Origin of the sequence: Bacillus sp. 7705b (assembly GCF_002289525.1) — a bacterium.
Lineage (GTDB): Bacteria > Bacillota > Bacilli > Bacillales > Bacillaceae > Bacillus > Bacillus halotolerans.
On the sequence record NZ_NSDH01000034.1, the window covers coordinates 100,907 to 123,664 of the forward strand.

Here is a 22,758-nt window from a genome sequence, read left to right on the forward strand (position 1 = left end):
TGGGGCAGATGTGATTCGTAAAGACCTGAAAGGAGAAGCTGATGAACAAAAAAAAGCTCTCAATCCGCTGGAAAATCACGATCCTTTCCTACATACTCGTCATTTTCTCCTTTTTGATCGGCGGCATTGTGCTCATAGGCAATATTCAGCATACTGAGGAAAGGGAGCTGAAAAAACGGCTGATGAATACGGCTCGGACGGTGTCGGAGATGACCGAAGTGAAAGAGGCGTTATCGCGAAAAGAACAAACAGAAGCCGTCCGTCATGCGGTTGAAGAGATCCGGATGATCAATGAAGCAGACTATATTGTCGTCATGGATATGGATCACATTCGCTATACTCATCCTGTCACCACAAACATCGGAAAAAAGTCAAAGGGTGCAGATGAAGAAGCAGCGTTTGCGGAGCACATTTATTTCTCAGAAGCAACAGGTGAGATCGGGACGGCTGTCCGGGCCTTTTATCCGGTAAAGGATCAGGATTTGAACCAGGTCGGCGTAGTACTCGTTGGAAAAACACTGCCGGGGATGGCTGATATATTGTTTCATTTAAGAAGGGATATCGCCTTCATCGTAGTGCTGACACTCGGGTTCGGCCTGGCGGGTTCGTTCCTGCTGGCCCGTCATATCAAAAAACAAATGTTTCAGCTCGAGCCCCATGAAATTGTCAGAATGTATGAAGAGCGAACCGCTACCTTTCACTCTATGAACGAAGGCGTCATCGCCATTGACAACCGGCATATCATCACAATATTTAATGAAAAAGCCAAACAGATTTTTGAGGTGCAGGGCGATCTGGTCGGAAAGGTGATTTGGGATGTACTCAAGGATTCGCGTTTGCCCGAAATCGTGGAACGGAACAAGGCGGTTTATAATGAAGAAATTCGTGTCAGCGGAAAGGTCATCATGAGCAGCAGGATTCCGATCGTCATGAAGAAAAAAGTCATCGGTGCCGTCGCGATTTTTCAGGACAGAACGGAAGCGGCCAAGATGGCTGAGGAATTGACGGGAGTCAAAAACTTTGTCGAAGCGCTCCGCGTCCAAAATCATGAGCATATGAACAAGCTCCATACCATCGCAGGCCTGATCCAGCTCGGGAAATCTGAAAAAGCGTTGCAGCTGGCGTTTCAGACTTCAACCGAGCAGGAAAACGTCACAGAATTTCTGCATCGCTCCATTCAAAATGACGCCGCGGCGGGGCTTTTGTTAAGTAAAATCAGAAGGGGAAAAGAGCTCGGCATTGCTGTGCATATTGATGAAAACAGCAGCCTGCAGCAATTTCCCGAGCATGTTGACCAGCATGATATCGTCGTGCTTCTCGGCAACCTGATTGAAAATGCCTTCGGCTCGTTTGAAACCGTTCAGTCTGATGACAAACGAATTGACATCAGCATTGAACAAACGGAGGATATCCTTGCGATTTTAATAGAAGACAACGGATGCGGGATTCAACACACACATATGCCGTACCTTTATGAAAAAGGATTTACAGTGAATAAAACAGGCGGCACAGGCTATGGCCTCTATTTAGTCAAGCAAATAACAGACAAAGGATCGGGTGCGATAGAGGTCGATTCACACCCGGGACAGGGAACGTCTTTTTCAATCGTTTTTCCGATGAAGGGGGAGGAAGCGCAGCATGGCTCGTAAGGAAATCAAGGTTCTGCTCATTGAAGACGATCCGATGGTTCAGGAAGTCAATAAGGATTTCATAACAAAAGTTAAAGGCTTTACCGTCTGTGCACAAGCGGGAAACGGGGACGAAGGCATCAAGCTGATCAAAGAACAGCAGCCTGAACTCGTGATTCTGGATGTATACATGCCGAAAAAAGACGGGATCAAAACCTTGCAGGAGATCAGAAAGCAAAAGCTTGAGGTAGATGTCATCGTCGTATCCGCTGCAAAAGACAAGGAAACAATTGCTCTTATGCTGCAAAATGGAGCAGTTGACTATATCTTAAAACCGTTTAAGCTCGAACGCATGAGACAGGCGCTTGAAAAATATAAGCGGTATAAACAAAAAATAGAGGAAAACGACACGCTGTCCCAGGATCAGCTTGATGCCATCCTCAATATCCCGCAGCAGGCCGTACAGGATCTGCCGAAGGGGTTGAATCATTTTACGATGAATGAGCTCATTGCTTTTTTGAAGCAGCAAACGTCGCCTCTTTCTGCTGAAGAGGTTGCCAAGGCTCTCGGCATCGCCAGAGTGACAGCGAGGCGATATCTTGATTATCTCGAAAAGAACGGAACGATTCAGCTTGATGTTCAGTACGGAGGAGTCGGACGCCCCGTCAACCGCTACATATTTAAAGTGTAAACCTGAGACCAAAAAGACCAAAATGTCCGTTATGAACATAAACTTCCCCGCTCCTAATGAAAACGCTATCATTCTAGTAAGAAAGACACAAAGGCGACTAGGACAGGGGAGGGAGAATATGAAACTGTTTAAAAATTTAACAGTTCAAGTCATAACCGCGGTCATCATCGGGGTCATTGTCGGATTGGTTTGGCCGGATGTCGGGAAAGAAATGAAACCGCTTGGCGATACCTTTATCAACGCTGTGAAAATGGTGATCGCTCCAATCATTTTCTTCACAATCGTTCTCGGGATTGCAAAAATGGGCGATATGAAGAAGGTTGGAAAAGTAGGGGGAAAAGCATTTATCTATTTCGAGGTTGTTACGACCCTTGCACTCATTATCGGTTTATTTGTCGTCAATATTATGAAGCCGGGTGCGGGCCTCGATTACAGCAAGCTTGAAAAGGGAGATGTCTCACAATACACCCAAAATGGCGGTCAGGGGATCGACTGGGTTGAATTTGTCACACACATCGTACCGTCCAACATGGTTGATGCCTTCGCAAAAGGGGATATTTTGCAGGTCTTATTCTTTTCCATTCTTTTCGGAGTCGGTCTAGCGGCGTTAGGTGAAAAAGGGAAAAGCGTCATTGATTTCTTTGATAAAATTTCACATGTCTTTTTCAAAATTATCGGCTATGTTATGCGTGCCGCTCCAATCGGTGCATTCGGAGCGATGGCGTATACGATCGGGCACTTCGGACTCGATTCCATCAAGCCGCTTGCCAGCTTAATGCTGTCCGTGTATATCACAATGTTCCTGTTCGTGTTTGTTGTTTTAAATATCATCTGCAAGCTATACGGATTCAGCCTGTGGAATTACCTGCGCTTCATCAAAGATGAGCTTCTCATCGTGCTCGGCACAAGCTCTTCAGAATCGGTTCTTCCGAGAATGATGGATAAAATGGAACGCTACGGCTGTTCAAAATCAGTCGTCGGGCTCGTTATTCCGACCGGGTATTCGTTTAACCTTGACGGAACATCCATTTATTTATCAATGGCGACTGTCTTTCTGGCTCAAGTGTTTGGAGTGGATCTCAGCATCGGCCAGCAAATTACGATTATCCTCGTTCTGATGCTGACTTCGAAGGGGGCAGCCGGTGTGACAGGAAGCGGATTTATCGTTCTTGCGTCAACGCTGTCAGCACTTCAGGTCATTCCGCTTGAGGGTCTTGCGCTTCTGCTTGGTGTCGACCGTTTCATGAGTGAAGGAAGAGCGATTGTGAACCTGATCGGAAACGGAATCGCCACAATCATCGTTGCAAAAAGTGAAAAAGAATTCGATGAAGCAAAAAGCGTGGAGGCTGTTGAAGGCATGAAAAAAATGAAAGCAGCAGTCTGAAAAAAAACGGCCCATTATGGGGCCGTTTTTTTAATTGTTTAAGAATAATTAAGGTGAGGACAGAGACCTCAGCATTTTTTTGTTATATAATTTACAAATGGATACTATATTGAATGAAGGACGTTTGTCCTAACAGGAGTGTATAAATGGCCGCTTTAGTAAAATTTTTTCAGCACCCGGGAGTAAGGCGTTTTTCCATCTTTGTCGTGTTAACTGGTGTGTTATATCTATTTAAGAGCATGATCAACTTAATATTGCTGACCTTCATTTTCACATTTCTTATGGATCGTTTGGAGCTTGTCGTCCGGCAGTTTTTAAGCCGGTTCTTCCGCGTGAGCCAGCGGGTTGTCATTACGTTTCTCTACATTTTGCTGGCCGTGCTGCTTACAGTCGGAGGGTTTGTGTTTTATCCGGTCGTTGCCGCACAGATTCAGCAGCTGATCAAGCAGATTAAACATATTGCGTATCATCCAAGCAGCATTCCTTTCTTTGATGAGATCACAAGTGTTTTCGGAGATATTAATATCAGTTCGTATGTCAAAGAGGGTTTCAATGTACTATATACGTATCTGGCCGATATCAGCACATTCGGCTTGCAGATCGTGATGGCGCTCATTCTCAGCATGTTCTTCTTATTTGAGAAAAAACGGCTGTCTGAATTTATGGAGCAGTTTAAAACGAGCAAGCTTGCTGTTTTTTATAATGAGATTGCTTTTTTCGGAGGTAAATTCGCGAGAACGTTCGGCAAGGTGCTTGAGGCACAATTTATCATTGCGCTCGTGAACTGCATACTGACTTTTATTGCGCTCTGGATTATGCACTTCCCTCAGCTGTTGGGGCTGTCCATCATGGTTTTCTTTCTCGGATTGATCCCAGTAGCAGGCGTTGTCATCTCCCTGATTCCGCTTAGTATTATTGCATACAGCACAGGCGGCGGAATGTATGTGCTCTACATTGTGCTCGTCATTTTCGCCATTCATGCGATTGAGACATATTTCCTCAATCCGAAGCTGATGTCAGCGAAAACAGAGCTGCCGATCTTTTTCACATTTACAGTCCTGATTTTTTCTGAACACTTTCTCGGCATTTGGGGCTTAATTATCGGGATTCCGATCTTTGTATTTCTCCTTGATATTCTTGATGTAACCAACAAGGAAAATAGGCCTAAAAGACCTCGAGAGAAAAGTAACAAAAAATAGTTTACAAAATTGGATATTTTCTGTATAAATAAAACTACATCATACAAAAGTAAGCCACACGCTTAATCCTTTTTAAAAGGAGTGGGGGACCCGATCTTTTGGGGTTCATTTTTCATCTGAAAAACGGACATCTCTTCGTCCGAACCCGGCAGCTAACCTCATCAGCGTGAAGAGAGAATCCTGTGGTTTTATGATACAGCCAAAGTCCGCGGGAGTCTCTTGCGGGCTTTTTTTCAAAAAAGGAGGAATGCGGATGAAACTGGCAAGAAAGATCATCATTGCATTGGTTCTGGGTGCCGTCACGGGGATTATTCTTAACGTAACATCACCTGAATTATTTGAAAATTTGAATAAGTTTGTATTCGGGCCTCTTGGCACCATCTTTTTAAATCTCATTAAAATGCTTGTCGTACCGATTGTTTTTTTCTCTCTTACATTAGGAGTTGCCGGGCTTGGCGATCCTAAAAAGCTTGGCAGAATCGGTGTGAAGGCCATTTCTTATTTTCTCATCACGACAGCGGTGGCGATTACGATCGGGCTTATACTGGCGCTTGTCATTAAGCCGGGTGAGTTCGGCACTTATGATGTCTCATCCGCTAAATTCGAGGCAGAAGAAGCGCCGAGTGTTGCTGACACACTTCTGAACATGATTCCGGCCAATCCCGTTCAAGCGATGACCGAAGGGAATATGCTCCAGATTATCGTGTTTTCCATTTTTGTCGGACTCGGGATTACGATGCTAGGCAAAAAAGCGGATATGCTTTTGAAAGTCGTGGAGCAGGGCAATGAACTGATGATGTATCTGGTCAACCTGGTCATGAAGTTTGCGCCATACGGCACGTTTGGTCTCATTGCGACAGCTATCGGCAGCCAGGGATTCAGTGCAATAAAAGCGATGGGGCTGTACATGATTGTTGTTACACTGTCTCTTGTCATACATGCAATCGTCACATACGGTTCAACAGTGGCTCTTTTAGCAAAAAGAAATCCGATTACATTCTTTAAAGATTTCTCAGAAGTTATGGTCGTTGCGTTCAGTACCTCAAGCAGCAATGCAACGCTTCCGGTATCAATGGATGTAGCCCAGAAAAAACTAAAAGTGCCTGAGCCGATCAGCAGCTTCGTTCAGCCGCTCGGGGCGACGATTAACATGGACGGGACAGCTATTATGCAAGGGGTGGCCACCATCTTCATTGCACAGGTATTCGGACATGATCTTACATTTACGCAATTGCTGATGGTGATATTGACGGCTGTATTAGCAAGTGTGGGAACTGCGGGTGTTCCGGGAGTGGGTTTGATTATGCTCGCTATGGTGCTTCAATCAGTCGGCTTGCCTGTTGAGGGTATCGGATTGATCCTCGGAATAGACCGCTTGCTCGATATGCTTCGCACAGTGGTCAACACAACAGGAGACGCGGCCTGTGCCGTCATCATTACAGAAACAGAAAAGAACAAACAGCCGGAGCAAGCACCGACTCTATCGGTTTAACCAAACATTTGGAAGCAACAAATGCTATAATACAAACAGTGCCTATTTTTAGGCACTGTTTATTTTTGTCGAAAAAAGGAGGAAGGCTTTATGGCTGAGCCGATTTTACATATTGAAGGCCTTGATAAAAAAATAGGGTCTAAACAGATTTTAAAACAGATCAGCATGGACGTCAGGCAGGGAGAGATTATCGGTCTTCTCGGTCCGAACGGTTCCGGAAAAACGACACTCATCCGCATCATCGTCGGACTGTTAAAACAAAACAGCGGAAGCGTGGCCATCAACGGATTCAAGCATGATACTGAGTTCGAACAAGCGATGGAAGCTGTCGGCGCGATCGTTGAAAACCCTGAGTTTTACCCGTACCTGTCAGGCTGGGAAAACCTCAAACACTTTGCAAATATGCACAAAAAGATAACTGATGAAAGACTGGACGAAGTGGTGGAACGAGTCGGGCTGACGTCAGCAATTGATGATAAGGTGAAAACCTACTCCCTCGGCATGCGCCAGCGTCTCGGCATTGCCCAGGCAATTCTTCACCGGCCGAAGCTTCTCATTTTAGATGAGCCGACAAACGGTCTTGATCCTGCCGGTATGAAGGATTTTCGCGACCATATTAAGGAGCTCGCCGAAGAGGAAGGAACAGCGGTTTTATTCGCCACTCATTTATTGCGTGAAGTTGAAGACCTGTGTGACCGTGTGATCATCATACAAAAAGGCGAGATCAAAGCAGAAGTGAGCCTGAATGGAGCCGGTCAGAAAACGGAAAAAGCCGTTATTGAAGTGCAACCGGCGCAAAAAGCGCTCGATTGGCTGACGGGCAATGGATACACAGCTGAACGTAAAGACGGCTCCATCGTGGTGGATATAGCGAAAGAAAATATACCAGAGCTGAACCGCTCGCTAGTCGGACAAGGACTGAACGTATTTTCAATTATGCCTTATACGCAGTCACTGGAAGACGAATTTATAAAAGCGACAACCGCTCATCAAGAGGAGGGAGAAGAGCTTGTCTAAATTAATATGGAATGAACATATGAAACTCTTTAATCGGAAAGTCACATTTGTTTCGCTTATATTGATGGCCGTATTTCAATTTTTCATGGCGCTGATCATTAAACGGATCGTTATCAGTGCCGGAACTGACGAAAACTTCATCGGCTACTTTTCCTATACACCGACCCTGAATATCTTGCTGCAGGCGTTAACCATTGTCATTGCAGCGACGATTATTTCTAATGAATTTGATAAAAAGACAATCAAATTTCTGCTTATTCGCCCGGTCAAGCGGCAAAAGGTCTTTTGGTCGAAACTTATGGCAGTTGTAATGGTCAGCTTCTATCTTTATCTGGCATACTACATTCTGGCTTTATTATTCGGTCTTGTCTTTTTTGGCACGTCCGTGACATCTGAATCAAAAACATTGTTCATCAACACATTGGAGCTAATCGGCACAAACTGGCTAGAAGCGGTGCTGATGGGATTATTCGGTTTGCTTTGTTCATCACTGTTCCGCAACAGTGCCATTTCAGTTGTTGTTTCTTTTGTCGTTTTATATGGAGCAAGTTCACTTGTGCAAATCATGAAGCTGTTTGAAAACAAATGGGGAAGCTTTTTGCTTTTTGCAAACACGGACTTCACTCAGTACAAAAGCGGACAAACGGCTCTGTTTTCAGGCATGACGCCATTGTTCTCTGTAGGGATTATTGTGATTCATGCTGTTTTCTTCATTGCCGTTGCCTGGTGGAGTTTCTGCAAACGGGATGTTCGAATCTAAAGGCAAGGAATGACATTTTTGTGAAAAAGCTCACGTAAATCAATATCATTCGATGTTTTGGTTTATAATAAAGGTACTGACGGAGGTGTCTCGAATTGAGGAACTTTATTACCGCTTTACCGATTGTATTGCTGCTTGGATTCTCATTTGTGTCATTCATGTTTCAGTTTGAACATCTTGTATATTTCAGGCTCGCGCTGGGGTTGTTTTCTCTCGTGGGGCTGTACATGATATATAAAATGAAGACGGGTATCCGTTATTTTATCATATATCTGTATGCAAGCTGGATTGTGCTTGCGGCAGTTACTGCCTTTGAAGAGCCGATTTTCTCAAGCTTTTTCTTCGGCGGATTGGTCATGACAATGGGTTACCTGACTTATATGCTCATTTATCTCGGTATGAAACAAGACCGGGATGCAAATCCGGTTTAAACACGCTGTTCCCTCGGGAACGGCGTGTTTTTCTATCGTGGACAAATTGTTAACAGTTGCGGAATCATGGCTGGAAATCTATAATACATATTAAATTTATCGGAATTGAAAAAATGGGGGGCTGCCGGATGTCATTATTTGTACGGAACGAAAAACAGCGGCAATGGATAGAGAAAATAGGACAGCTAGCGGATGAATTTCAGCAAACAGCCGCTGAGGATGATGAACAGGGACGATTTCCTGCCGAAAAAATACAAAAACTGCGTGATTCGGGATATACGGCGATAACCGTGCCAAAATCCCATGGAGGAGCAGGAATGTCTGTTTACGACATGCTGCTTTTTCAAGAGCGGCTTGCACGGGGAGATGCTCCTGCAGCTCTGAGCATCGGCTGGCATTTAAGCGTGATGGGAGAGCTCGGAGAAGGAAACAGCTGGGATGAAGATGTGTTTGCGTTTATCGCAAAGGAAGTCCAAAACGGCGCCGTGATCAATAGAGCAGCGACAGAAGCGAAAACCGGGAGCCCGACCAGGGGAGGACGCCCCGGGACTGCCGCCGTCAAAAAGGACGGCAAATGGGTGGTGAATGGAAGAAAAACGTTTACGACAATGTCGCAAGCGCTTGATTATTTTTTAGTGACGGCATGGATTGAAGAAAAACAAACAACAGGTGTCGTGTTGGTTCATAAAAATGATCCTGGTGTATCAATTGAAGAAACATGGGATATGATGGCGATGCGGGCTACCGGCAGCCATGATCTTGTATTAAACGAGGTAACGCTGGAGGACGATAAACTGGTAGAGTTGCTTCAAGGGCCGCGGGGAGCAAAGCCAAATGGCTGGCTGCTCCATATTCCGGCGGTTTATCTTGGCGTGGCTCAAGCTGCTAGAGACTATGCGGTGCGCTTTGCCTCCGAGTATTCTCCAAATAGTTTGAAGGGGCCGATCAAGGATGTTCCGGCCGTTCAGCAAAGAACAGGCGAAATGGAGCTTGAATTGCTGAATGCCAGACACTTTCTTTTTCATGCGGCTGAATTGTATGACGATCCGGAGCGCCGCCCTTACTTGAAGAGTGAGCTCGGTGCGGCAAAACATATCGTCACAAACGCCGCGCTTTCTGTTGTAGACAAAGCGATGAGAATTGCAGGGGCCAAAAGCCTCGAACGCACCAATCCGCTTCAGCGCTATTACCGGGATGTGCGCGCCGGTCTCCATAACCCGCCGATGGACGACGCGGTCATTCAAAAGCTGGCCGCAGAAGCTTTCAATACATAAAAAAGAGCCTTTGCCGGCTCTTTTTTATGTATTGTTTTGTTCCTGGAGATTCTTCTGATGCTTGCGGTCAATTCTGTCGTAAATGACGTTCATCAGCTTTGGATTGCCCATGATCGCCTCTTTGTTTTCCTGGATCAGCTGTTGGTAGGTTTTTATTTTACGCTTTGGCATGCCCTGGCGCCTCCTGACAATGTTTTGTATTCACTTTCCAGCTCCATCAGCGACAATTCATACAAATGACGCTTTGACTTTTTGTATATACCATTCTGTATTAACAGATGAATGAGATGCTTTTTTCTGATTTCTGCAGACTGAGGTGTCATTGTGTCACCAACCTCCAATCAAACGATATTGATAATCATTATCAATTAACCTCAGTATACAATGTCCGCCACAGCCTGTAAAGGTGAAAACAGTCCTATTCTTTCGTAAGTAAGCAAACCTTCAACATATCGACAAAAAGTTTCCCGGGCAATAATTTGCTGTCGAAATTTCCCTCCCCGTTGAGAATCGCTGCTGCTATTTTTCATGTTTTTAACCATACTATGTAATAGAATGGAGGCTGGTATTCAATGGGGAGGACAGATAATCTTAAAAAGGGAGAAAAAGGAGCACTCCTCAATATTTTGGCATATATCATTCTTGCTGCTGTGAAGCTGACAATCGGAATACTGTATCATTCTGAAGCGCTGAGAGCAGACGGGTTAAACAATGGGACAGATATTGTGGCGTCAATAGCGGTGCTGATCGGACTGCGTATTTCGCAAAGGCCGGCTGACAGTGACCACCCATATGGCCATTATCGGGCTGAAACAATTTCGTCCCTTATTGCGTCTTTTATTATGATGGCTGTTGGAATTGAAGTGTTAATCGGCGGAGGAAAAGCGATTGCGGGCGGCACATCAGAAACGCCAAGCCTTATCGCGGCGTGGACGGCTTTAGGCAGTGCAGTGTTTATGTACGGCATCTATTTATATAACAAAAGACTCGCAGCATCCATTAAAAGCTCTGCACTTATGGCGGCGGCGAAGGACAGCAGGTCAGACGCATTTGTCAGTGCCGGAGCGTTTATCGGTGTTTTTTCTTCCCAGCTGCAGCTGGCCTGGATAGATCCGGTTACGGCTTTTATTATCGGAATCATCATTTGCAAGACAGCCTGGGATATCTTCAAAGACGCTTCGCATTCATTAACGGACGGGTTTCATTTGAAAGATCTTGAACCTTATAAACAGACTGTCGGCCGGATAGAAAATGTGCATCATCTTAAGGACGTGAAAGCGCGATACTTGGGCAGCACAGTACATATAGAGATGGTCATTACAGTGGATCCGAAGCTGACAGTAGAGGAAGGCCATGGAGTCGCAGATGAGGTAGAAAACAAAATAAAACATGAACACGATGTCACTCATGTTCATGTTCACGTAGAGCCCGACGACATAAAATAGGGCTGCTTATCGAATTAGCTTATATGTTCTGATAAGAATTCAGTCACTTCTTCAGGCGTTTTGGCATTGGCGCTGTGAAGATGGCCTGTTTTTTCTCCATTTTTGAAAATGAGCAGGCTTGGAATACCCATTACCTGATATGTTTCAGCCAGTTCAGGAAGCTCGTCCTTATTCAGCTCGTACCAATCGTTTTGATTGTACGTTTCCAAAATATCGCCGATGAACATATTCATGCGTGTGCAGTCAGGGCACCAATCAGCATAAAACTTTACAATGATTTCTTTATCAGATTGAATCAATTCATTAAATTGTTCTTTTGTTGTGATTTTTTTCATATGTCACATCTCCTTTTCAATGCCATTTTAATATAAAATAAAAAGGAATTACATACAAATGCATTCAGCTTCAGCATGCCCAAAAATAATTAGATCATTTTCTTGTGAAAGTGATAAGATAGTAAAGATGAATTGTAGTGGGGGGAGTATCCATTGAAAACAAGTCTAGGATTAGTGTACGGCGGTAAGTCAGCCGAACATAATGTTTCGCTTCAGACAGCTCTGGCTGTAACAAAAGCGCTAAATACTGAGAAGTTTGATATACATCCAATTTATATAACTGAAAAAGGCGAATGGATAAGAGGCGCACGTTTAACAGAGCCTGTTTCCAACGTAAAAATGCTTCAGCTTGAGCAGGGCGGAACTGCTTTTTCTCCATCTGCTCTCAACCAGGAGATGTTTCCGCAGGAAGTGTCACAACAAAATGAAGCAATTGATGTCGTCTTCCCGCTCCTGCACGGCCCGAACGGAGAGGACGGAACGATCCAGGGAATGCTTGAACTTTTAAATATTCCTTATGTCGGCAACGGTGTGCTCGCTTCCTCAGCTGGTATGGATAAAGTTGTCATGAAGCATTTGTTTGCGCAAGCCGGCCTTGCACAGGCGAAATACACAGCCTTCCTTAAAAAAGACTGGACTCGTTCTCCAGAAGAAAGCTGCGAGCAAGTAGAACAAGAATTGGGCTACCCTTGCTTCGTGAAGCCGGCCAACCTTGGCTCAAGCGTCGGAATCAGCAAATGCCGAAACCGTGAAGAACTGCAAAAAGCGTTTGAGCTGGCGTTCCAATATGACCGGAAAGTCGTAGTCGAAGAAGGCATCAACGGCCGCGAAATTGAAATCGGCGTTCTCGGAAATGATGATCCTAAATGCTCTGCAGTTGGAGAAATCGCACCTAAGACAGATTTCTACGATTACAAAGCGAAATACGAGGATGGAGACACCGACCTGATTATTCCTGCGGCTGTAACAGATGAGGAATACGCGAAAATCAGTGACATGGCGATCAGAGCGTTTAAATCAATTGACGGTTCAGGACTTGTCAGAGCGGACTTTTTCCTGACAGCTGACGGCGAAGTGCTGATCAATGAAGTAAACACGATGCCTGGTTTTACACCGTTCAGCATGTTCCCGCTTCTCTGGAAAGAAGCCGGAGTTGAATACGCTGACCTCATTGAACAGCTTGTAGAGCTGGCTAAAGAACGCCACGCTGAAAAGCAATTGATTAAACATACATTCTAAATGAAGACGGACACTGCCGGTAAAAGGGCAGTGTCTTTTCCCGTATATCACCAAAAGAAAGAGAGGGACCTTACTTGATTAAGCGAACCGTAAAAAAAATTGCCGAAATGGTCAAAGGCACACTGACAAACCCGCAATATGAAAATACAGTCATTCATGGAGTTGCTACAGATACAAGAAAGCTGGAAAGCAATCAGCTTTTCATCCCGCTGAAAGGGGAACATTTTAACGGCCACACTTTTGTGCCGCAGGCTTTTGAAGCTGGTGTGTCTGCCGTTCTGTGGAACCGCTCGGAACCAAATCCGCCCGAGAATCAAGCTGTGATTCTGGTGGAAGATACATTGTCTGCGCTCCAGCAGCTTGCAAAAGCTTATTTACAGGAGCTGGGCACACGTGTCATCGGGGTAACAGGAAGCAACGGCAAAACGACGACCAAAGACATGATTCACACTGTCCTGCAAACGCGGTACCGCGTCCATAAAACAGGAGGAAACTTCAACAACCATATCGGGCTGCCGCTTACAGTGTTAGCGATGCCAGAAGATACAGAAATTGCTGTACTGGAAATGGGAATGAGTGCAAAAGGAGAAATTGACCTCCTGAGCCGCCTGGCAAATCCGGATGCGGCTGTGATAACGAATATCGGCGAATCCCACATGCAGGATCTTGGTTCAAGAGAAGGCATTGCGGAAGCGAAACTGGAAATTATCAACGGCCTGAAAGAAGACGGTGTGCTGATTTATATCGGAGACGAACCGCTCTTGCAAAAAGACTACAGCTGCCAAACGAAAACGTATGGTACTGGAGCGGAAAACGATTATCAGCTGCGGGATGTCAGCCAGAGTGAAGCGGGAACCCATTTTACGATCAAAGGCATAGAAAAAACGTTTTTTATCCCTATACTGGGCAAACATAATGTGATGAACGCCATGGCGGCAATTGCCGCAGGGGCTTATTTCGGCATCACGCCTGAGGATGCGGCAAAAGGATTAAGCGGCCTGAAGGTCACCGGCATGAGACTTGAATTGATGAAAACAGACAGCGGCATTTCTATTATTAATGACGCTTATAACGCGAGCCCGACGTCGATGAAGGCTGCAATCCAACTGACAGAAAGCCTTGACGGATACGGGAAGAAAATGGTCGTGCTCGGAGACATGCTTGAACTCGGCGATCTTGAAGAAACGTTCCATAAGGAATGCGGCGCTGTGATCAGCCCGGACAAAATTGACCACGTCTTTACGTATGGAAAACTGGGGGCATTTATCGCGGAAGGTGCGATGGAACATTTTAGCGAAGAACGCATCAGCCACTTCAGCGACAAAAAAGATCTCACTCAGGCCCTGAAGAATAAAGCGGCAAAGGGAGATTTGATTTTATTCAAGGCGTCAAGAGGTATGAAGCTTGAAGAAATCGTTAAAGATTTAATGGAGAGCCCGTTTTCTTAAAAAATCCTGCGGAAAAAAGCAGATTGCAATCATAAAATAAAAATGATGTGCAGACACTAATGTATGCCGGCCCGAAATAATTTATGTATGACCGGCTGAGGCTATGGTACAATAATGACAGGTTTATTTCGCGATACGAAAATATGTATACGGACCGCCATCCGCTGACTTTAGGTTTTCCGCGGACACAAGGAGCGGGATGGGGCATCGTCCGGCATATTTGGTTAGCAGGTCAGCGAGCGCATTCAAAATGCTGATCTGCTTACCGCGTTATTGAAAAACAAGTAGTGTAATGGTAAGATAAAACTTAAAGTAATTCGGGCTTTGTATACGTAAGGATCCTGTCCTTTTTCCATGGAGGGCAGTTTTTAAGTGGTAAATCACGACATTACTGAAACAGCAATTAGAAGGAGTTTGAATAATTTGACTATAACGTTTCAAGATTTTCAATTAAGTTCTGATCTCATGAAGGCAATTAACCGTATGGGATTTGAAGAAGCAACGCCGATTCAGGCACAAACGATTCCGCTCGGACTTTCAAATAAAGATGTCATTGGACAAGCGCAAACAGGTACAGGTAAAACAGCTGCGTTTGGTATACCCCTTGTTGAGAAAATTAACCCCGAGTCTCCTAATATTCAAGCAATCGTAATCGCACCAACCCGTGAACTAGCCATTCAAGTATCTGAAGAATTATATAAAATCGGACAAGATAAACGTGCGAAAGTTCTTCCTATTTACGGTGGGCAGGATATTGGACGACAAATCCGGGCGTTAAAGAAAAATCCGCATATCATTGTCGGAACACCGGGACGTCTTCTTGACCACATTAACCGCCGCACGATTCGTTTAAACAATGTAAATACTGTTGTAATGGATGAAGCGGATGAAATGCTGAATATGGGGTTCATCGACGACATCGAATCTATTCTTTCAAATGTGCCGAGCGAGCATCAGACGCTTCTGTTCTCAGCTACAATGCCAGCGCCGATCAAACGCATTGCAGAGCGTTTCATGACTGAGCCTGAACACGTAAAAGTAAAAGCAAAAGAAATGACTGTTTCTAACATTCAGCAGTTCTATTTGGAAGTACAGGAACGTAAAAAGTTCGACACACTGACTCGTCTTCTTGACATTCAGTCTCCTGAGCTTGCGATTGTATTCGGACGTACAAAACGCCGTGTTGATGAACTGGCAGAAGCCCTGAACCTTCGCGGATATGCAGCTGAAGGAATTCATGGTGATTTAACGCAGGCGAAACGTATGGTTGCGCTTCGCAAATTTAAAGAAGGTGCAATCGAAGTACTTGTTGCAACTGATGTTGCAGCTCGCGGACTCGATATCTCAGGTGTTACACACGTGTACAACTTCGACGTGCCTCAAGATCCTGAAAGCTATGTTCACCGTATCGGAAGAACAGGCCGCGCAGGTAAAACAGGTATGGCGATGACGTTTATCACACCGCGTGAGAAAAGCATGCTTCGTGCAATTGAACAAACAACGAAACGCAAAATGGACCGCATGAAAGAGCCGACACTTGATGAAGCGTTAGAAGGCCAGCAGCAGGTTACAGTTGATCGTCTTCGTACGACAATCAGCGAAAACAACTTGAACTTCTACATGACAGCGGCAGCTGAGCTGCTTGAAGATCATGATGCAGTGACAGTGGTTGCAGCGGCTATCAAAATGGCTACAAAAGAGCCGGATAGCACACCTGTTCGCTTAACAGACGAAGCGCCGATGATCGGCAAACGCTACAAAAACCAACGCACTTCCAAACGCAGAGACGGACAAGGCGGCGGCTACCGCGGCGGTAAAGGGAAAAGCAGCAACCGTTCTTCCTATGATAAAAAGCGTTCAAACGATCGCCGTTCTTCAGGTGACAGACGCCAGAAAAAATCATACTAATTCTGTAAAGAATTTAAGAGCCTAAAACATGTGTTGTTTTGGGCTTTTTTTATGTTCAAAAATTCATGGCCATTAAGCAAATTTTCAGCTGACGGAACCGTTTTTTCTATGTATGCTTAAAGATGAAACTTTTTCTGCATAAGCGCGTATAAGTAACGATGAGAAAAACGGGAGGTAGGTATTTTGAGAAAGCAGCCAAAAAACCAAATCAGTCCAGACGGATTAAAGGTTTGGCGACTTCAAGAGATAATCATATCCGCTGTCTGCTTGCTTATTGTCATAGCAGTTGCAGTGTTAAGTTATTTTTTCCATTGGCCGTACTGGATCAGCGGCGTGCTCGGCGCAGTTTGGCTGCTGGGTTCGGTTGTGACGATTTATCTGATTCCAAAGATCCGGCACAAAGTGTGGCGTTATGAAGTTCATGAAAACGAAATAGATATTCAATCAGGTATCTTTGTTGTGACACGCGTGATCGTGCCGATGGTCAGGGTTCAGCACGTAGACACCTCGCAAGGGCCGTTATTAAGAAAATACAATCTGGCGACAGTGAAAATCTTCACGGCGGCAACTGTGCATTCGATTCCTGCTTTAGAGATGGAGGAAGCGGATCAGCTGAGAGACTCCATTTCGCGCCTGGCAAGGGTGACTGACGATGATGTCTGAACCGAAACGCCTTCACCCGGCGGCAGTCATTTTGAATTTATCCCATACCATTATTCAAACGATAAAAAATATTATTCTGCCATTCTTTTTTGTGTATATCGTCAACTCTAATCACACTGTCCGTTTTTACGGAGCCATCGCGCTCGGCGTTTTGTTCATCTGGCTCGTGGCAGCAAGCATCATCAAATGGAGAAAGTTTTCCTATCGAATCGAAGATGATGAATTCAGAATCGAAGAAGGCTTGTTTGTGACGAAAAAGAGGTATATATCGATTGACCGGATTCAAACGATGAATACGAGTGCGGGTGTGGTCCAGCAAATTTTCAAGCTTGTCAAACTGCAAATTGAAACGGCTGGCGGCGGCAAAGAGGCGGAAGCGGTATTGTCGGCTATTTCAGTTGAAGAAGCTGAAAGAATCAAAGAAGCTGTATTTAAGAAAAAAGCAGAAAGAAATCCAATCGATACCGATGAAGGCCTGTCAGAAGATAAAGAGGCGCTCCCGGATGCGGAGCCGCAGGTGAACTACAGCATGAATGCAAAAGAATTACTTATGGCCGCTTCAACATCCGGAGGAATCGGCGTGATTATCTCTGCTGTATTTGCGCTCATTTCTCAGCTGGATGAGGTGCTGCCGATGGATTGGCTCTTCAAAAAATTCTCCTTTCTGCAGCACGCCAATATAGGCATATACGCCGTACTTATATTTATTGGTTTATTTATCACCTGGATTCTCAGCATAGCCGGCATGATGTTCAAATATGCTAACTTTCAAATCATGAAAAAAGAGCAGGAATTGGTGATCTCAAGAGGTATTATTGAAAAACACCAAGTCACCATACCGCTTCGCAAAATACAAGCCATCAAAATAAAAGAAAACATCATCCGCCAGCTTTTCGGTTTTGCGACGGTGTCAATCGTCAGCGCGGGCGGCGGAGGAGACCCGGAAAAAGCAGAGGGCGCTTCGACCATTCTGTTTCCGATGATCCACAAAAAAAAGCTTCCTGGCATGCTGCGTACTTTTACGCCGGAATACACGCTGGAAGAAAATCGCCGCCATCTGCCGCGGCGCGCATTGAAGCGGTACTTATTCCGCTCAACCATTTTCTCCATCTTTTTCATCATTCCGCTGTGTATTTTCTTTCAGCCATGGGGTTATCTCTCGATTGTCCTGCTGCCGATTGAATTGTTTTTCGGGTATCTTGCTTATAAAGATGCGGCCTGGGTGATCAGCGGAGACCGTCTCCAGCTGACATCGAGATTTATCGGCAGAACGACTGCAATTGTGTTGAGAAAGCGAATGCAGGTATGCAAAGCGAGCCAATCTTATTTTCAAAAGAAGGGGAAGCTGTATACCATTTCCACCTCGGTAAAATCGTCAAGCCATATGGAAGAATTAACGGTGAGAGATGTGGGAGAAGAGGATGCAGATTTCATTTTAAATTGGTACTCATATGAAAAAGCGGACGGTTAATACCGCCGCTCTTTTTTTGGCACACATAAAAAAGACAGGAGAAACCCGCCGCAAAGTCCAAACAGGTGGGCCATCATGTTAATATTGGAGTTGATAAACGACATGAGAACGGCAAAGGCAAGCAATGTGATAATCATTTTGGAGTTGTCCTGCCCGATCAGCTCTTTACGATAAAGAACCATAAACAGATAAACGCCGAACAGCCCGAAGATCGCGCCGGAAGCTCCGACATGCACATAATCAAGCGGTTCTGTAAAATACGTGCCGATGTTTCCGATCATTCCGGAACCTGCATACACAAGAAGGAAACGCGCTTTTCCGAGCATTCGTTCCAGAGCCGGCGCAAATAAAAAGATGGACATTGAATTAAACAGCAAATGGGTAAACCCTGCGTGAAGAAAAATCGGCGTGACCAGCCGCCACCATTCACCGTTAGCGACGCCAAGGTTATAGCCTGTGACAGCGTCTCTCCACAACACGACTGAAGGAACAGGAAGTGAAAAGAACAGCCAGAGAACGGCCTGAGCAGCCAATATAAAGGTGACGACGGGATAAAGCCTGATAAAGGTTTGAAAGTTTTCAGTCCGTATAAACATGCCGAGCCCCATTTCATCATTTTGGTATTTCTATAGTAACACGTTTATGAGACAAACCATTCAAATAGTACAAGCGCAAAGGAGGGTGTAAAACATGATTTACGGTATAGGATTAGACATCGTTGAGCTTAAGCGGATCGCTTCAATGGCCGATCGTCAGAAACGATTTGCCGAGCGTATTTTAACAGGCGGCGAACTTGCTCAGTATCATGAGCTTTCTGAGAAAAGAAAAATTGAATTTCTCGCAGGAAGATTTGCGGCAAAAGAAGCTTTTTCGAAAGCATTCGGCACAGGAATAGGCAAGAATTTAAGTTTTCAAGATATTGAAGTGACAAAAAATTCGAATGGCAAGCCTTTTATTGTTTGCGCAAAGCTGAGCCAAGCCGCCGTTCATGTGTCAATCACTCATACGAAGGAATATGCGGCTGCACAGGTTGTCATTGAAAGGTTGTCAAGCTAGTCTGCATATTAGGGACACCCCTCTCATATATTTGATAATGCACTAAGGGAGACGAGTTGTTTGAGGCTTTTATGGTACGCCTCTGTTCTGTTTAACCGTGTACCGAGCGTACCGTTAAAGTCAAACAAGCGATTTCTTCCTTTTACATCAATTGAGAAAAAGGGGTTGAAAAAGGTGAGAAAAAGCTTTGTTTTGCTTTTAACGGGACTGCTGGCTGTCCTTATTCTTTCTGCCTGCGGACAAAAATCACAGGAAGATGTCGTTACCGGGCTGGACGAGAAGGCGAAAGAATATACCTCGTACAAAGCAAAAGCAAAAATGACCATTGAGACAGGGAGTGACCCGCAAGTATACAATGTGGAAATCTGGCACAAAAAACCGTCTCTGTACCGGGTCTATTTGGAAAATCCGAAAAAGGACCAAAACCAAGTCATTTTACGAAATGAAAACGGAGTATTTGTTCTCACACCGTCTTTAAATAAGAGCTTCAGGTTTCAAAGCGACTGGCCAAACAACAGCAGCCAAGTCTATTTGTTTGAATCGCTTGTAAAGGATATTCAAAACGATTCGGATGCAGTCTTCACTTCAAAAGAATCAGAATACGTATTTGAAACAAAAACGAACTATCAGCATAACAAAATGCTTCCGACACAAGAAATCACATTTAACAAGAAGGACATGAGCCCGCTATCTGTCAAAGTCATGGATACCGACCGTAAAGTGATGGTGAAAGTAGAGTTCAGCAGCTTCCAATTCAATAAGCAATTTGACAAAGAGTCCTTTGATGAAAAGAAAAATATGACCCTTTCTCAAATGGATGTCGCCACTAGCGCGAAGCCTTCCGACTCTTTTGCCGTCAAAACGCCGCTTGAACTGCCGCTAGGCGTAAAACTGCTTGAAGAAAAAGATATTTCAACGGAAGATGGCAAGCGCGTCATCATGACTTACGGCGGAGAAAAATCGTTTACCTTAATTCAGGAAAAAGCCCAGGTTGCGAAAGCGTCCTCCTCAGTCACGCTGAACGCGGAACCGGTGAATCTCGGCTACACAATCGGCGCTTTGTCAGATGCTTCGCTAACATGGACTTATGAAGGCGTGGATTATCTTCTGTCATCAAAAGATCTTTCACAAGAGGAGATGGTGACAGTCGCCAAAAGCATGAAGGGACAATCATCCAAATAATCTCCTAAAGGCCGAATCAAATTTGGCCTTTTTTTCGTCAGGCAGAATTTCACTTTGCCCTATAATTTTAGTATGATATGTAAATGATATTGAATAAACGCTAGGAAGTGTCATAAATGAGCACAAAACCTTTTTACAGAGACACGTGGGCGGAAATTGATCTGTCCGCGATTAAAGAAAATGTAAGTAATATGAAAAAACACATCGGTGAACATGTCCACCTGATGGCGGTTGTGAAAGCAAATGCCTACGGACATGGGGATGCCGAAGTAGCGAAGGCGGCTCTTGAGTCAGGTGCTTCATGCTTAGCCGTGGCGATCTTGGATGAAGCGATTTCTCTTCGCCAGCGGGGCCTGAAAGCGCCTATATTGGTGCTCGGCGCGGTTCCTCCGGAGTATGTGAAAATCGCGGCGGAATACGATGTGACGTTAACGGGTTATTCTGTTGAATGGCTTCAGGAAGCTGCGCGCCACCTCAAGAAAGCTTCCCTTCATTTTCATCTGAAAGTCGATACGGGAATGAACAGGCTCGGTGTGAAAACAGAAGAAGAGATTCATCACGTGATGAAAATTCTGGAGCGCAACCCGGGCTTAAAATGCAAAGGGGTCTTCACTCATTTTGCGACTGCTGATGAAAAACAAAGAGACTACTTTCTGATGCAGTTTGAACGCTTTAAAGAATTGATTGCTCCTCTGCCTTTAAAGAAAATGATGGTTCACTGCGCCAACAGCGCCGCCGGCCTGCGTCTGAAAAAAGGCTTTTTTAACGCGGTCAGATTTGGCATCGGCATGTACGGCCTGCGTCCGTCAGCGGAAATTACCGATGAAATCCCGTTTAAACTGCGTCCCGCATTCACCCTGCATTCGACCCTGTCGCATGTCAAAAAGGTACATAAAGGGGAAAGTGTCAGCTACGGGGCGGAATACACAGCGGAAAAAGACACATGGATCGGAACGGTACCTGTTGGCTATGCGGACGGCTGGCTCCGCCAATTAAAGGGAACAGAGATACTCGTGAAAGGAAAACGGCTGAAAATCGCCGGCCGAATCTGCATGGACCAATTTATGGTGGAGCTGGATCAGGAATATCCGCCGGGCTCAAAAGTCACATTGATCGGCTGCCAGGGGGATGAATATATTTCCATGGATGAGGTCGCAGGCAGGCTCGAAACCATTAACTACGAGGTGGCTTGTACAATAAGTTCCCGCGTTCCCCGTATGTTTTTGGAAAATGGGAGTATAATGGAAGTAAGAAACCCTTTATTGCAGGGGAATGCAAGCGAATAGCTCATATCACGATAGAGAATTTTTAAAACAGCTTTGCTTGAAGAGTGAATAATGGTATCATTATCACTGGATGGATAAAAGAGTCGTATCCGTAAGTTTGGTGGAGGTGTATGTTTTTTGTCTGAATCCAGCGCAAGAACCGAAATGAAAATCAGCTTGCCCGAAAACCTAGTAGCTGAATTGGATGGTGTAGCGATGCGGGAGAAACGAAGCAGAAACGAACTGATATCACAAGCAGTGAGAGCCTATGTCAGCGAACGAACAACTCGTCACAACCGTGATTTGATGAGACGCGGCTATATGGAAATGGCGAAAATCAACCTGAACATTTCTTCCGAGGCTCACTTTGCGGAGTGCGAGGCTGAAACGACAGTTGAGCGCTTAGTCAGCGGAGGATAATCATTTGATTGTGAAACGCGGCGATGTTTATTTTGCTGATTTATCTCCTGTTGTTGGCTCAGAGCAAGGCGGGGTGCGCCCGGTTTTAGTGATCCAAAATGACATCGGAAATCGCTTCAGCCCAACTGCTATTGTTGCAGCCATAACAGCCCAAATACAGAAAGCGAAATTACCAACCCACGTCGAAATTGATGCAAAACGCTACGGTTTTGAAAGAGATTCCGTTATTTTGCTGGAGCAAATTCGGACGATTGACAAGCAAAGGTTAACGGATAAGATTACTCATCTGGATGATGAAATGATGGATAAGGTTGATGAAGCCTTACAGATCAGTTTGGCACTCATTGATTTTTAGTAATATTTACCTGGTTGCTCAAATAGAGCAACTTTTTTTGTTTTCAAAAAACATTAACGATATAATAGTGGAATAAGAAAAAATATGTTGTTTTT

General features: G+C 44.9%; 23 protein-coding genes, 1 pseudogene and 1 riboswitch. Of the genes and pseudogenes, 20 read left to right on the forward strand and 4 right to left on the reverse strand.

The window, feature by feature from the left end:
* Nucleotides 1-41: 41 nt before the first annotated feature.
* The 9 genes from dctS (at nt 42) to CJU60_RS14430 (ending at nt 9,876) form a co-directional block, all read left to right on the forward strand.
* Entirely contained in the window at nt 42-1,649 is a 1,608-nt protein-coding gene (dctS, locus tag CJU60_RS14390; RefSeq protein ID WP_044161761.1) for a two-component system sensor histidine kinase DctS, read from the forward strand.
* Nucleotides 1,639-2,319 (forward strand): two-component system response regulator DctR, encoded by a 681-nt coding sequence (locus CJU60_RS14395; protein ID WP_095714116.1) that lies wholly within the window; start codon nt 1,639-1,641, stop codon nt 2,317-2,319. Before dctS ends, CJU60_RS14395 begins: the two co-directional genes overlap by 11 nt.
* Before the next feature lie 118 nt (nt 2,320-2,437).
* Nucleotides 2,438-3,703, forward strand: coding sequence for a C4-dicarboxylate transporter DctP (gene dctP / locus CJU60_RS14400; protein WP_095714117.1), 1,266 nt, complete (start codon nt 2,438-2,440; stop codon nt 3,701-3,703).
* 146 nt (nt 3,704-3,849) lie between these two features.
* Entirely contained in the window at nt 3,850-4,902 is a 1,053-nt protein-coding gene (locus tag CJU60_RS14405; protein ID WP_024120281.1) for an AI-2E family transporter, read from the forward strand.
* A gap of 49 nt (nt 4,903-4,951) precedes the next feature.
* Nucleotides 4,952-5,083: riboswitch (cyclic di-AMP (ydaO/yuaA leader) on the forward strand.
* Between the two features lie 72 nt (nt 5,084-5,155).
* Nucleotides 5,156-6,394: a dicarboxylate/amino acid:cation symporter gene (locus CJU60_RS14410; protein WP_024120282.1), complete on the forward strand. Its 1,239-nt coding sequence runs from the start codon at nt 5,156-5,158 to the stop codon at nt 6,392-6,394.
* Nucleotides 6,395-6,484: 90 nt separating this feature from the next.
* Nucleotides 6,485-7,411, forward strand: coding sequence for an ABC transporter ATP-binding protein (locus CJU60_RS14415; protein ID WP_095714118.1), 927 nt, complete (start codon nt 6,485-6,487; stop codon nt 7,409-7,411).
* The gene (locus tag CJU60_RS14420; protein WP_095714119.1) at nt 7,404-8,171 is read left to right on the forward strand and encodes an ABC transporter permease; all 768 of its coding nucleotides are present in this window, start codon (nt 7,404-7,406) and stop codon (nt 8,169-8,171) included. The genes CJU60_RS14415 and CJU60_RS14420 overlap by 8 nt, the downstream gene beginning before the upstream one ends.
* A 95-nt stretch (nt 8,172-8,266) precedes the next feature.
* Nucleotides 8,267-8,602 (forward strand): hypothetical protein, encoded by a 336-nt coding sequence (locus CJU60_RS14425; protein ID WP_003225151.1) that lies wholly within the window; start codon nt 8,267-8,269, stop codon nt 8,600-8,602.
* A 128-nt stretch (nt 8,603-8,730) separates the two neighbouring features.
* A complete protein-coding gene (locus CJU60_RS14430; RefSeq protein WP_095714120.1) occupies nt 8,731-9,876 on the forward strand; it encodes an acyl-CoA dehydrogenase family protein in 1,146 nt (381 codons plus the stop codon).
* A gap of 24 nt (nt 9,877-9,900) precedes the next feature.
* On the opposite strand, the gene fbpB is transcribed toward CJU60_RS14430, so the two are convergent.
* Both fbpB and CJU60_RS14440 read right to left on the reverse strand, forming a co-directional pair.
* Nucleotides 9,901-10,047, reverse strand: a complete 147-nt coding sequence (gene fbpB, locus CJU60_RS14435) for a Fur-regulated basic protein FbpB (protein ID WP_010333101.1) — start codon at nt 10,045-10,047, stop codon at nt 9,901-9,903.
* Nucleotides 10,034-10,199 (reverse strand): annotated as a pseudogene (locus CJU60_RS14440) (Fur-regulated basic protein FbpA). The gene fbpB and the pseudogene CJU60_RS14440 overlap by 14 nt, the downstream one beginning before the upstream one ends.
* Before the next feature lie 249 nt (nt 10,200-10,448).
* Between CJU60_RS14440 and CJU60_RS14445 the strand changes: the two are divergent.
* Nucleotides 10,449-11,321 carry a cation diffusion facilitator family transporter gene (locus CJU60_RS14445; RefSeq protein WP_095714121.1) on the forward strand — a complete coding sequence of 291 codons (873 nt, stop codon included), beginning with the start codon at nt 10,449-10,451 and terminating at the stop codon, nt 11,319-11,321.
* 14 nt (nt 11,322-11,335) lie between these two features.
* Here the strand turns inward: CJU60_RS14445 and CJU60_RS14450 are convergent, their stop codons facing one another.
* Complete coding sequence (locus tag CJU60_RS14450; RefSeq protein WP_010333104.1) at nt 11,336-11,656, reverse strand: thioredoxin family protein; 321 nt, start codon at nt 11,654-11,656, stop codon at nt 11,336-11,338.
* Nucleotides 11,657-11,809: 153 nt separating this feature from the next.
* Here CJU60_RS14450 and CJU60_RS14455 point away from each other — a divergent pair, with 153 nt between their 5' ends.
* The 5 genes from CJU60_RS14455 (at nt 11,810) to CJU60_RS14475 (ending at nt 18,385) form a co-directional block, all read left to right on the forward strand.
* Nucleotides 11,810-12,895: a D-alanine--D-alanine ligase gene (locus CJU60_RS14455; RefSeq protein WP_095714122.1), complete on the forward strand. Its 1,086-nt coding sequence runs from the start codon at nt 11,810-11,812 to the stop codon at nt 12,893-12,895.
* Nucleotides 12,896-12,969: 74 nt separating this feature from the next.
* Nucleotides 12,970-14,343, forward strand: a complete 1,374-nt coding sequence (locus tag CJU60_RS14460) for a UDP-N-acetylmuramoyl-tripeptide--D-alanyl-D-alanine ligase (protein ID WP_095714123.1) — start codon at nt 12,970-12,972, stop codon at nt 14,341-14,343.
* Nucleotides 14,344-14,766: 423 nt separating this feature from the next.
* Nucleotides 14,767-16,251: a degradosome RNA helicase CshA gene (cshA, locus tag CJU60_RS14465; RefSeq protein ID WP_024120291.1), complete on the forward strand. Its 1,485-nt coding sequence runs from the start codon at nt 14,767-14,769 to the stop codon at nt 16,249-16,251.
* Between the two features lie 183 nt (nt 16,252-16,434).
* Complete coding sequence (locus tag CJU60_RS14470) at nt 16,435-16,914, forward strand: PH domain-containing protein (RefSeq protein WP_095714124.1); 480 nt, start codon at nt 16,435-16,437, stop codon at nt 16,912-16,914.
* Nucleotides 16,904-18,385 carry a PH domain-containing protein gene (locus tag CJU60_RS14475; protein ID WP_024120293.1) on the forward strand — a complete coding sequence of 494 codons (1,482 nt, stop codon included), beginning with the start codon at nt 16,904-16,906 and terminating at the stop codon, nt 18,383-18,385. The genes CJU60_RS14470 and CJU60_RS14475 overlap by 11 nt, the downstream gene beginning before the upstream one ends.
* Here the strand turns inward: CJU60_RS14475 and CJU60_RS14480 are convergent.
* A complete protein-coding gene (locus CJU60_RS14480) occupies nt 18,382-18,981 on the reverse strand; it encodes a rhomboid family intramembrane serine protease (RefSeq protein ID WP_095714125.1) in 600 nt (199 codons plus the stop codon). The genes CJU60_RS14475 and CJU60_RS14480 overlap by 4 nt on opposite strands.
* Before the next feature lie 94 nt (nt 18,982-19,075).
* Between CJU60_RS14480 and acpS the strand changes: the two genes are divergently transcribed.
* The 5 genes from acpS (at nt 19,076) to ndoA (ending at nt 22,663) form a co-directional block, all read left to right on the forward strand.
* On the forward strand, nt 19,076-19,441 hold the full coding sequence (gene acpS, locus CJU60_RS14485; protein WP_095714126.1) for a holo-ACP synthase: 366 nt from the start codon (nt 19,076-19,078) through the stop codon (nt 19,439-19,441).
* 165 nt (nt 19,442-19,606) lie between these two features.
* Entirely contained in the window at nt 19,607-20,623 is a 1,017-nt protein-coding gene (locus CJU60_RS14490) for a LolA family protein (protein WP_082687822.1), read from the forward strand.
* A 116-nt stretch (nt 20,624-20,739) separates the two neighbouring features.
* Entirely contained in the window at nt 20,740-21,909 is a 1,170-nt protein-coding gene (gene alr, locus CJU60_RS14495; RefSeq protein ID WP_024120297.1) for an alanine racemase, read from the forward strand.
* A gap of 117 nt (nt 21,910-22,026) precedes the next feature.
* Complete coding sequence (gene endB / locus CJU60_RS14500; protein WP_003225183.1) at nt 22,027-22,308, forward strand: type II toxin-antitoxin system antitoxin EndoAI; 282 nt, start codon at nt 22,027-22,029, stop codon at nt 22,306-22,308.
* Nucleotides 22,309-22,312: 4 nt separating this feature from the next.
* Nucleotides 22,313-22,663 carry a type II toxin-antitoxin system endoribonuclease NdoA gene (ndoA, locus tag CJU60_RS14505; RefSeq protein WP_003156187.1) on the forward strand — a complete coding sequence of 117 codons (351 nt, stop codon included), beginning with the start codon at nt 22,313-22,315 and terminating at the stop codon, nt 22,661-22,663.
* Nucleotides 22,664-22,758 lie beyond the last annotated feature (95 nt).

Excerpts from the sequence above, each read along its gene's own strand:
- dctS (WP_044161761.1), top strand. The coding sequence starts at position 42 with ATGAACAAAAAAAAGCTCTCAATCCGCTGGAAAATCACGATCCTTTCC.
- CJU60_RS14395 (WP_095714116.1), top strand. The coding sequence starts at position 1,639 with ATGGCTCGTAAGGAAATCAAGGTTCTGCTCATTGAAGACGATCCGATG.
- dctP (WP_095714117.1), top strand. The coding sequence starts at position 2,438 with ATGAAACTGTTTAAAAATTTAACAGTTCAAGTCATAACCGCGGTCATC.
- CJU60_RS14405 (WP_024120281.1), top strand. The coding sequence starts at position 3,850 with ATGGCCGCTTTAGTAAAATTTTTTCAGCACCCGGGAGTAAGGCGTTTT.
- CJU60_RS14410 (WP_024120282.1), top strand. The coding sequence starts at position 5,156 with ATGAAACTGGCAAGAAAGATCATCATTGCATTGGTTCTGGGTGCCGTC.
- CJU60_RS14415 (WP_095714118.1), top strand. The coding sequence starts at position 6,485 with ATGGCTGAGCCGATTTTACATATTGAAGGCCTTGATAAAAAAATAGGG.
- CJU60_RS14430 (WP_095714120.1), top strand. The coding sequence starts at position 8,731 with ATGTCATTATTTGTACGGAACGAAAAACAGCGGCAATGGATAGAGAAA.
- fbpB (WP_010333101.1), bottom strand. The coding sequence starts at position 10,047 with ATGCCAAAGCGTAAAATAAAAACCTACCAACAGCTGATCCAGGAAAAC.
- CJU60_RS14445 (WP_095714121.1), top strand. The coding sequence starts at position 10,449 with ATGGGGAGGACAGATAATCTTAAAAAGGGAGAAAAAGGAGCACTCCTC.
- CJU60_RS14450 (WP_010333104.1), bottom strand. The coding sequence starts at position 11,656 with ATGAAAAAAATCACAACAAAAGAACAATTTAATGAATTGATTCAATCT.
- CJU60_RS14475 (WP_024120293.1), top strand. The coding sequence starts at position 16,904 with ATGATGTCTGAACCGAAACGCCTTCACCCGGCGGCAGTCATTTTGAAT.
- CJU60_RS14480 (WP_095714125.1), bottom strand. The coding sequence starts at position 18,981 with ATGTTTATACGGACTGAAAACTTTCAAACCTTTATCAGGCTTTATCCC.
- acpS (WP_095714126.1), top strand. The coding sequence starts at position 19,076 with ATGATTTACGGTATAGGATTAGACATCGTTGAGCTTAAGCGGATCGCT.
- alr (WP_024120297.1), top strand. The coding sequence starts at position 20,740 with ATGAGCACAAAACCTTTTTACAGAGACACGTGGGCGGAAATTGATCTG.